The following is a 10,349-nucleotide window of genomic DNA, read 5'->3' on the forward strand; positions in this document are numbered from 1 at the left end:
TTCCACGTAGAGATGCGCGCGGCGCAGCTCGTCGAGGGCGGAGCGACTCCCCGGGAGGCCCGCCGGCGCGCGCTCGCGGAGTTCGGGGGGAGGATCCAGACCCGCGAGGCGTGCCGCGATTCCCGGGGTCTCCCGCTCCTCGAAACGCTCGCGCAGGACCTTCGCTACGGGGCCAGAATGATCCGGCGGAGCCCCGGCTCGGCCGCCGTCGCCGTCGCGACGCTGGCGCTCGGCATCGGCGTCAACGCCGCGTTCTTCTCGGCGGTGGACGCGATCCTCCTCCGACCTCTTCCGTTCGCGCACGAGAACCGGCTCCTCCTGCTCCACCAGCCCGCCCCGGGCGCCGGGATCGACGACGCGCAGTTCTCGCCGCCCGAGGTCCGCGATCTCGCCGAGCAGAGCCGCACGCTCGACGCCATCGCCGAATACCACTCCATGGAGTTCACCTTGCTCGGGCACGGCGATCCCATTCGCGTGCGGACCGGCGTCGTGTCGGCATCGTTCTTCGACCTGCTCGGAGTGCGGCCGGCTCTCGGCCGGACCTTCCGGGCCGGCGAGGACCGGCACGGGGCCGCGCCGGTCCTCGTCCTCTCCCACGACTTCTGGCAGAACGCGCTGGGCGGGGATCCGGCGATCGTCGGAAAGGCGTTCGAAATGAACGACCGGGTCCACACCGTCGTCGGCGTGCTGCCTCCCGTCCCGCAGTATCCGCACGACAACGACGTCTACATGCCGGTCTCCGCGTGCCCGTTCCGCTCCGGGCAGGGGTGGAACGACGACCGCGGCGCGCGCGGGATCACCGTCTTCGCGCGCCGCCGCCCCGGCACGACGAACGAACGGGCGCGACGCGAGCTCGCCGTCATCGCGGCCCGCCTCGCGGCGCGCTACCCCGATTCCTACCCGGCCGGGGCGCGCTCGACCTTCGACGCGAGCCTGCTGCGGGACGACCTCACCCGGCATGCGCGGCTCACGTTCGTCGCTCTCCTCGCGACGGCCGGACTCGTGCTCCTGATCGCTTGCGCGAACGTCGCGAACCTGACCCTCGCCCGCCTCTCGCGCCGCAAGCGCGAGCTCGCGGTCCGCGCGGCGATCGGCGCGGGAAAGGCGCGGATCCTCCGGCAGCTCGCGACGGAGAGCACGATGATCGCGCTCGCCGGCGGCGCGCTCGGGCTCGTCATCGCCTTCCTGAGCCGCCATTTCCTGGTCGCGTTCGCCGGACGCTTCACGCCGCGCGCCGCGGAGATCTCGATCGACGGGAGGGTCCTGCTGTTCACGCTCGGGATCTCGCTCCTGACCGGGATCGCGTTCGGCGTGATCCCGGGGCTCCGCGGAATGCGCGATCTGGCCGGGTCGCTCAAGGAGTCGGACGAAGGCCGCACGGCGGCGGGGGGGCGGCGCGGGAACGGGCTGCTCGTCGTTCCGCAGGTCGCCATCTCTCTCGTGCTCCTCGTCGCGGCGGGACTCCTCGTCAAGAGCCTCGTCCGGCTCTCCCGGGTCGACCCGGGGTTCGCGTCCGAAAACGTGCTGACCGCGCGCGTCTCGCTCGACTGGTCCCGCTACACGAAGCCGGAGCAGTCCCGGGCGTTCTACGACCGGCTCCTCGAGAAGATCTCCGGCTTCCCGGGCGTGCGCGGCGCGGCGGCCGCCTCGGCGTTCCCGTTCTCCGGAGGAACCCCCTTCAACGCCGACATGGAGATCGAAGGGCGCCCGACGCCGGCCGGACAGCCGCCGCCGCAGGTCTATCCGCAGATCGTCGGGCCGGAATTCTTCCGCGTCGTCGGCATCCCGCTGCTGCGCGGGCGCGCGTTCACGGAGGACGAGATGCCGTTCGCGCCCGACGCGCGCCTCGTCGCCGTCGTCAACGCCGCATTCGCCCGCCGCTATTTCGGAAGCGAAGGCGCGGCGATCGGCCACCGGATCAGCCTCGGGGGCAAACCCGTCCGATGGCGGCAGATCGTCGGCGTCATCGGGGACGTGAAGCAGTTCGGCCTGGACAAGCCGGCCGGCGAGGAAGCCTACCTGCCGTACGTCCAGGCGGGCGGGAACACGATGCGCGTCCTGGTGCGCGCCTCTTCCGATCCCGAACGTCTCTCCCGCGAGCTCGTCGCCGCGGTCCACGAGATCGACCGGACCGCGCCCGTCTCCGACGTCCATACCCTCGAGCGCCTCAAGCGCAGCTCGCTCGATTCGCCGCGCCTGACCACGGCGCTCTTCATCGGGTTCGCGCTCCTCGCGCTCGCGATCGCCGCCGCGGGAATCGGCGCCGTGACGGCGTTCTCCGTCGGGCAGCGCACGAGGGAGATCGGAATCCGGATGGCGCTCGGCGCCTCGAAACGCGACGTCCTCTCGATGGTGCTCCGTCAGGGGATGCGGCCGGTCTTCATCGGCCTCGCGATCGGCCTCGCGGGCGCCTTCGCGTTTTCCCGCGTGCTCTCCGCGCTCCTTTTTTCGGTCGCCCCCACGGATCCGACGACGTTCGTCGTCGTATCGGTGACGCTGCTGGCGACGGCCGCGATCGCATGTCTCGTGCCGGGGAGGCGGGCGGTGCGGGTGGACCCCATGGTGGCCTTGAGAAGCTAGCGCGGCGATGCATCGAGCCGGGCGGGCGCGTGCCGCCGGCCGTCGCCACGACGTACGCTCGTCGGTACGCCTTTGGCGCCGGCCGGCAGCCCGCATCCCGTCGGGCTCGCGCCTCGACGCGCTTTCGGGTGATTCTGAACCGAGTGCCGCCCCTGCTTGCATCGAGGGTGGGCCGGCGCGGCGACTTGTCGCGCCGAAGCCTCGGAGAAGGCGGATGCATCGAGCCGGGCGGGCGCGTGCCGCCCGTGGCTTCGTCAGTGGAAATCGTGTGACGGCACTCCTCTGAATTCTCCAAGACTCCAGAACCTCTCCGCCCTCACCGACAACGTCCCATCCGACTTCTGGAGAATCCCTTCGACGACGAGCCCGGGCGAGCCGACGATGAGCGCCCGCTGCTCGCGGAAGAGATCCGGCCGGATGATCGCCTGGGCCATGCCCGTCTCGTCCTCGAGCGTGAGGAAGACGAAGCCCTTCGCCGTTCCCGGCCGCTGTCGGACGATCACCGCCCCCGCGGCGCGCACGCGGCCGCCGTCGGGAAGCTTTCGGAGCTCGGCCGTCGTCGAGACCGAGAACGCGTCGAGACGGGGACGGATGTGGCGAACGAGGTGCGGCCCGGTCGTCATCTCCGTCGCGCGATAGTCCGCCGTCGTCTCCTCCTCCGGCCGCATCTCGGGAAGCGGAGAGCCGCCGGCGCCGGGCAGCTCCGAGAAGAGCGGCCCCGCCGGACGCGCGACGCGCGCCGCCTGCCATTGGGCCTCCCGGCGCGTGAAGCCGAAATTCGCCAGCGCGCCGGCGTCGGCGAGCCGGTCGAGCTCTCCCGCGCGCGGACCGGTGCGCCGCTCGAAGTCCTCGAGCGACGAAAACGGCCCTCGCGCCTGCTCCGCCTCGATCCGGCGTCCCGTCGACTCGTGGAGCCCCTTGACGAACCGGAGCCCCAACCGCACGCCGCGCTTCTCCCACCGGCACTTCCACGCCGAGCGCGCGACGTCGATCGGAAGGACCTCCGTCGCGTGCCGCTGCGCGTCCTTCACGAGCGTGGCCGGATGGTAGAACCCCATCGGCCACGCGTTCAGGAGCGACGCGTAGAACGCCGCGGGATGGTGGGCGCGCAGGAAGGCGCTCGCGTACGCGATCAGCGCGAACGACGCCGCGTGGGACTCGGGGAAGCCGTAGAGCGCGAACGACGAGATCGCCTTCACGATGCGGTCCCGCGCCTCGGCGTCGATCCCCCGCTCCTCCATTCCCTTCCGCAGCCGGTCCTCGATCGCCGACATCCGCTCGACGGAACGCTTGAATCCCATCGCGCGGCGGAGCTCCTCGGCCTCGCCTCCGGTGAACCCGGCGGCGACCATCGCGATCCGAAGGAGCTGCTCCTGGAAGAGCGGCACCCCGAGGGTGCGCTTCAGGATCGGCTCGAGGCACGGGTGCGGGTATTCGACGGGGGCGATCCCGCGGTGGCGGTCGAAGAACGGCCGGATCATCCCTCCGACGATCGGGCCGGGCCGGATGATCGCGACCTGCACGACGATGTCGTAGAAACGGCGCGGCCCGTGGCGCGGGAGCGTCGCCATCTGCGCCCGGCTCTCGAGCTGGAACACGCCGACCGTGTCCGCCTCGTTCAGCATCCGGTAAACGGCCGGGTCGTCGGGAGGAAGGTGCGCGAGGTCGATCTCGACCCCCTCGTGCTCGCGGATCATCGGGATCGCCTCCTCCAGCGCCGCGAGCATCCCGAGGCCGAGGAGGTCCACCTTGACGATGCCGAGGTCGGCGCAGTCGTCCTTGTCCCACTGGACGACGACGCGTCCGGGCATCGACGAGGGCTCGAGCGGCACCACCTCGTCGAGGCGGCCGTCGGCGACGACCATGCCTCCCGAATGCTGCCCGAGGTGGCGCGGCAGGTTCTGGATCCCGCGCCAGAGCCGGAGGAAATGCCGGGAACGCGTCTCCGAGGGATCGAGACCCGCCGCGGCGAGCTCGGCCGGAAGCTCGCGAAGCGGCTCCTGGATCTCGCCGAAGCTCCATCCGGCGAGCTGCGCGGACAGGCGCTCCTGCTCCTCGGCGGAGAACCCCAGGGCCTTCCCCACTTCGCGGGCCGCGGAGCGGTCGCGGTAGGTGATCACGTTGGCGGTCATGGCGGCCCCATGCGCGCCGTAGGTCCGGTAGACGTGCTGGATCACCCGCTCCCGTTCGTCGCCCGAAGGAAGGTCGAGGTCGATGTCGGGCCATTCGCCGCGCTCCTCGGAAAGGAAGCGCTCGAAGAGGAGCTCCATCTTGACGGGATCGACCGCCGTGATCGACAGCGCATAGCAGACGGCGCTGTTGGCGGCCGAGCCGCGGCCCTGGACGAGGATCTTCTCGCGGCGGCAGAACTGCACGATGTCCCGGACGATCAGGAAGTAGCCGGCGAGATCGAGCTTCTCGATCATCGCGAGCTCCTTGGAAAGCTGCGCCTGCGCCCGCGCCGTCAGCGGCCGGAACCGCGCGCGCGCCCCGTCCCACGTGACGCGGCGCAGGTACGAGCTCGGCGTCTCTCCCGCCGGCACGGGATAGCGCGGGAAGCGGTAGCCGAGATCCGCGAGCGTGAAGTCGAGCGACGCGGCGAGCTCGGCCGACGCGGAGACGGCGTCCGGCCGGTCGGCGAAGAGCCGCGACATCGCCGCGGCGTCCTTCAGATGTCTCTCGCGCGAGGCGGCGAGCAGCCTTCCGGCCGTGTCGACCGTTTTTCCCTCGCGGACGCACGCCAGCACGTCGAGGAGGTCCTTCTCCTCCGGGCGCGCGTAGCGGACGCCGTTGGTCGCGACGAGCGGGAGTCCGAGCTTCTCCGCGAGCGCGACGAGCGCCTGGTTGCGGTGCTCCTCCGCGCGGTCGCCGTGCCGCTGCAGCTCGACGTGGACGCGGCCGGGAAAGATCTCCGCGAGGCGGCGGAGCGCCTTGCCCGCATCCTCGATTCCTCCGCTCGCGAGCGCGCGCCCGACCGGCCCCTCGGGCCCGCCCGTCAGGCAGCGGAGACCTTCCGCGTGCGCGGCGACGAGATCCCAGGAAGCGCGCGCTTCTCCTTTCGGCCGGCCCTCGGCGGCCGCCGTGAGGAGCTTGCAGAGATTGCGGTAGCCGGCGCGGTTTTCGACGAGGAGCGCCACGCGCGGCGCCCCCCTCTCCCGGCGGGAGAGGGTCGGGGTGAGGGAGCCCTGGTCCGCCTGGAACTCCCTCACCCGGCCCGCCTGCGGCGGTCCGGCCTCTCCCGCCTGCGTGGCCGAAGCCACTCCGGCGCGGCGAAGGCCCGCGAGGAGAGGCGAATGCGCAAGCGCGACCTCCGCGCCGACGAGCGCCTTCATCCCCGCCTGTTTCGCCGCCTTGTGGAACCGCGGCGCGCCGTAGACGCCGTTCGTGTCGAGGAGCGCGATCGCCGGCAGACCCAGCGCCGCTGCGCGGTCGACGAGGTCTTCCGGGAGCGTCGCTCCGTCGAGGAAGGAAAACGCCGAGGCGGCATGGAGCTCGACGTACGGCCGCGGCGAAACCCGCGACGCCGGGGGCTTCCACGAGCGCTGTCGCAGCTTCTCCTTGCGCGCGCCGTCGGAAAAGACCGTGACGACCGCGCGGGTGCCGAGGTCGCGCGTGGGGGGGCCGTCGGCCGCACGGCTCGCGCTGGCGGCGCTCGACCGCTGGCGGCCTCTCAGATCGCGGACCTCCTCGGCGCCGGGCGCTTGCGCTCCATGCGAGCGCTGCGCGTTCACCCCGGCGCCGAGACTTTCCGCGATCTGGCCTCCATCGCTCGCCCTCGAAGGGCTCGACGATTCCGGCGCCCCCGGCGCCAGGTGCGGGTTCGCGACCTCTCGGAGCTCGGATCGCGAACCGCCACCCTCAGGCGCGAGCCGCGCGGCCGAGCGTTCCCGGCGCGAGCCGATATCGGCCGACTCAGTCATAAATTCCGTCCGCATACCAGGCGTCTCTCCGCACGTTCCGAAAAATCCGGTACAGCCCCCCGTCGGAGAGCTCGACGTCCCAGTACTCGCGGTCGATCGCGTCCTCCGACCACCACTTCTCCTCCACGCGCCACGGCCCCGACGCCACCCGCACCGAACCCTCGATGCGCTTCGCGCTCTCGGCGCGGTGCGGGTGAAACCTCACCCCGGCCTCGCGGCCCCCCCTCTCCAGGGGGAGAGGGGAAGAAATTTCCGAGGAAACATCGCCTTTCGTCTCGACCCGCGCCGGTTTCCCTTCTTCCGTGTCCACGTCCAGGGGGACCGGCGGCCGCAGCACGCGCACGCCGAGGAGTCCGCGCCCGGCGCGCGGCGGGGGCGGCATTTCCGGAGGAGGAGGCGGCGCGTAGCGAACCAGCGCGAAGCGATCCGGGCGGTGGCCGTCGACGACGTCCGGTTGTCCGACGCGATCTTCGCCGAGCCGCGCGACGAGGCGCGCGATGCACGTCGCGAGCTGCTCCGGCGAGAGCGCCGCGGGCCCGAAGAGCGACAGCTGCGCCTGCCGCGGACGATCGGGATGGGCGACGAACCGGAAGCCGCGCACGGGAGCCCCCGGCGGCCGCGCTTCGAGGTCGAGGCGGACGAGCGTCAGGAGGGTCTTCACGTCGCGCGTCGGCGCGGGGAGGTCGATCGCGCGGCCGTCGACTCCCTCCGGATCGAGCATCAACGCCGCCTCGAGGCGCGCGCACGCGAGCGCGTGGGCCGCCAGGCGCCCCGTCAGCCTCTCGAGCGCCGTGCGCGCCACGAAGAGAAAGGGCTCGACGGCGACGAACGGCCATTCGAGGTCCATCCCTTCGGAGAAGACGGGAGGGATCGGGCGCGGGACGAGAGGGCTCGGGTCGATGCCGCGGGCGGTCTGATGCAGACGCCGTCCCCCCTCCCCGAAACGCGCGACGACCTCCCCTTCCGCGAGCCGGGCGAAATCCCCGACCCGCGCGAGCCCCCATCGCTCGAGCGTTTCGGCGATCTCCCCGGGAAGCGCCAGCCGCGCGAGCAAGAGCGGCGCGAGGAACGCCGCCTCCTCGCCGGAGGCGACGACGACCGGCGATTCGGGCGACTCCGCCGCGACGCGCGCCGCGAGCTTGCTCGCGGCGACGCCGACCCGCGCGGGAAGGCCGGCTCCTTCGACGGCGGCCGAAAGCGACCGCGCGAGCGCCTTCTCGGAGAACCCGAAATAGAGCTCGAGGCCGTCGACGTCGAGGTATGCCGAGCCCGCTCCGCCGTCTTCGAGCCGCGGGGAGACCGTCTCCGCCGCCTCGAGCAGCGCTTCCTGCGCCGACCGCTCGCATTCGCGGTCGGAGGCGCGCGCGATCAGCCGCGGAAGGAGAGCGCGGGCCTCGCGGAGCGTGAGGCCGGGGCGGACGCCGGCGCGCCGCGCCGGTTTCGACGCGGCGACGACGCGCGCGGCATGGCCGTTGCCCGCGAGGATCGCGACGGCCTCGCCGGCGAGGTCCGGCTCGCTCCGCAGCCGCGCCGCGAGGGGGAAAAGGGGGACGAGAACGCACGCGATCCGGGAGGGCATGCTCTTTTCACCAGGAGCGGTCGCCCACGAGAAGCCCCATGCCGCCCGCCTCTCCCGCCTTCGCCGAAGGCTTCGGCGCGGCGAGTTCCGGCGGGAGAGGTCGACCCGCCGACTCGTCGCGTCGGAGCGCGGGCGCGGAGGCTCCGGAGGAGGGAAGGCCGCCGGGTGATAGCGCCTCTCCCCGCGGGAGAGGCCGGCGTCCCGACGCTTCGGAGAAACGGAGGGCGCCGGGTGAGGGAGCTTTGGTCGTCCTTTCTCCGGAGTCGGAGATCGCATCCGCGGCCGCAAAGCGCGCGTCCGCGGCGCGTCCGGGCTTTTCGCCGCGCTTCTTCTCGACCGTCCATCGCGCCGCGACCTCCACGAGGAGGCGGGGAGAAGCGCCTTTTCCGCACCAGACGGCGCGGTCGCGGGAGAGGAGGATCACTGCGTCGGCCGCCGCGCCCGCGACCGGATACGGGCTCGCCACGAGGAGCGCCGCTCCGTGAGCGCGCGCGCTCCGGGAGAGCCGCACCCAGGCGGCATCCGGGACGCGGGGACCCACCGGAGGCGTTCCGAGATCGGCGACGACGAGCGGGAACCCGGCGGCGATCACCGCTTCCGCGGCGTACACCGCGTCGCGAACGCGGCGCGGGCGCACCCAGAGCACGCGGCGCAGATCGACGTCGGCCGCGGCGGCGGCCTGCGGGTCGAGCCCGTCGCCGAGATCGATGAGCGCCGCGTTTTCTCCTCCGGCGGTCGCGGACGCGAGCGAGGAAAGCGCGAGAGAGAACCGGCCGCTCGACCGCCGTCCCACGACCTCGACCAACTTCCCGCGCGCGAGCCCTCCCGCGAGGAGGCGGTCGAGCCCCTCGATCCCGGTCGAAAGCGGAGGCGCCTCGCGGTCGCGGCGCAGGTCGGCCGCCGAGACGACGGACGCCGCCGTTTCCGGCGGGAGCGACTCGCGAAGAGCGGTGATGCGGGCGGAAAGGGCGAGCGGGGCAACCATAGCGACTCCAAAGAAGTCCCCACTATAAGGCGGTAAAAAGGCGTAAGTCAAGGCGTCGCTCCCGCAGCAGCAGATAGCCGGGACGAAGGAAGCGATGCCGGCAAGAGCGGGTCCTGTCACGGCGCCGCCTGCGTCGCCCGCCCGGCGCACGCTGCAGAAAGTGCCACAGAAACGGTGCGCGGCGGCCGGCTCGCCGCAGACGGCGCCGCGCCACCCCCGCTCGGCGGATCGCGGCTTCGATTCGCTACCCCGCGGCAGACCGATGGGGAAACGCGCGTAGCCGCGCCGCCGAAATCCCTCTCCCCGGGGGATGAGAATGCTCGCGAACGCGAGCCGGTGAGGGTATCCGGCAGGATCGCTCCGGGGTGTCTGGAGGAAGCGGTGCTGTGCGCCGCGGCAGGATTCTCTTGCTCGCTCAGCCGTAAGTCGCGCCGAAGCCTTGGCGAAGGCGGACGGCACATCCGTTGCATTTCTCTGAATCGAAGGGAGATTTATGGCACGAGGAGACAAGTCCAGCTACACCAGCAAGCAGAAGAGGAAAGCCGAGCACATCGAGGAAGGCTACGAGAAGCGCGGGACCGGCGCGAAGGAAGCGAAGCGTCGCGCCTGGGCGACCGTCAACAAGGAAAGCGGCGGCGGAAAGAAGAGCGGCTCCGGACGCGGAAAGAAGACGAGCCACGCGAGCTCGCGCAAGGGCGGGAAGAAGGGCGGCAAGGCGAGCCACAAGAGCAAGAGCTCGTCGCACAAGAAGTCGTCGTCCTCGAAAAAGAAGTCCTCTTCGAAGAAAAAGTAGAGCCTGGAGCGCGCATTCCCGTGCGCGCGCAAGGCTCTATCCTGAGCGAGCTCGCCACGGCAAGCGAGAGAAGGATCTCGCGCAGCGCGCATTCCCATGCGTCCCGAGAAGGATCTCGCCCAGGACGCATTCCCTGCGCGCGGGCGACGGCCGCGTTCCCCGGGCGATCGAAGAGCTCAGAACCTCCCGATCTTGCCGGAGCCGTTGAACGCCACCCAGAAATTGACGCCATCGCTGCACGCTCCGTCGGGGATCGTGACGCCCGGCGTCGGCCGGCTCCCGATGATGCTGAGATCGGTGGCCTTGAAGAGCGATACGCCGCCGTCGCCGTTCGTCACGAGAATCTCCTGTCCGTCGAAGGCGGCCTGAAGCGGAGCCGTGAGGCCGTTCTGGTTGCCGTTGGCCGCCGAGAACGTCTTCAAAACCGTTCCATCGGAGGCCCGCACGACCGTCAGCGAAGGGGGGCTTCCCGCGTTCGGAACCCAGATGTTG

General features: G+C 71.6%; 6 protein-coding genes. 2 read left to right on the forward strand and 4 right to left on the reverse strand.

Translation table 11 applies throughout. The features are described 5' to 3' along the window. On the forward strand, positions 1–2,580 hold a 2,580-nt coding region (locus tag VKH46_04215), incomplete at its 5' end, for an ABC transporter permease (protein HKB70023.1). 254 nt (positions 2,581–2,834) lie between these two features. On the opposite strand, the gene VKH46_04220 is transcribed toward VKH46_04215, so the two are convergent. The 3 genes from VKH46_04220 to VKH46_04230 form a co-directional block, all read right to left on the reverse strand. After that, a complete protein-coding gene (locus VKH46_04220) occupies positions 2,835–6,311 on the reverse strand; it encodes an error-prone DNA polymerase (GenBank protein HKB70024.1) in 3,477 nt (1,158 codons plus the stop codon). A gap of 181 nt (positions 6,312–6,492) precedes the next feature. Further along, positions 6,493–8,079: a DNA polymerase Y family protein gene (locus VKH46_04225; GenBank protein HKB70025.1), complete on the reverse strand. Its 1,587-nt coding sequence runs from the start codon at positions 8,077–8,079 to the stop codon at positions 6,493–6,495. A 7-nt stretch (positions 8,080–8,086) separates the two neighbouring features. After that, positions 8,087–9,064 carry a hypothetical protein gene (locus VKH46_04230; GenBank protein ID HKB70026.1) on the reverse strand — a complete coding sequence of 326 codons (978 nt, stop codon included), beginning with the start codon at positions 9,062–9,064 and terminating at the stop codon, positions 8,087–8,089. A 493-nt stretch (positions 9,065–9,557) separates the two neighbouring features. Between VKH46_04230 and VKH46_04235 the strand changes: the two genes are divergently transcribed. Beyond that, the gene (locus VKH46_04235; protein HKB70027.1) at positions 9,558–9,857 is read left to right on the forward strand and encodes a plasmid stabilization protein; all 300 of its coding nucleotides are present in this window, start codon (positions 9,558–9,560) and stop codon (positions 9,855–9,857) included. 176 nt (positions 9,858–10,033) lie between these two features. Here the strand turns inward: VKH46_04235 and VKH46_04240 are convergent. Beyond that, the coding region (locus VKH46_04240) for a hypothetical protein (protein HKB70028.1) at positions 10,034–10,349 on the reverse strand (316 nt) is incomplete at its 5' end.

This window comes from Thermoanaerobaculia bacterium (assembly GCA_035260525.1).
GTDB lineage: Bacteria > Acidobacteriota > Thermoanaerobaculia > UBA5066 > DATFVB01 > DATFVB01.

Coding starts and splice junctions, on each gene's coding strand:
- VKH46_04225 (HKB70025.1), bottom strand. CDS start 8,079: ATGCCCTCCCGGATCGCGTGCGTTCTCGTCCCCCTTTTCCCCCTCGCG.
- VKH46_04230 (HKB70026.1), bottom strand. CDS start 9,064: ATGGTTGCCCCGCTCGCCCTTTCCGCCCGCATCACCGCTCTTCGCGAG.
- VKH46_04235 (HKB70027.1), top strand. CDS start 9,558: ATGGCACGAGGAGACAAGTCCAGCTACACCAGCAAGCAGAAGAGGAAA.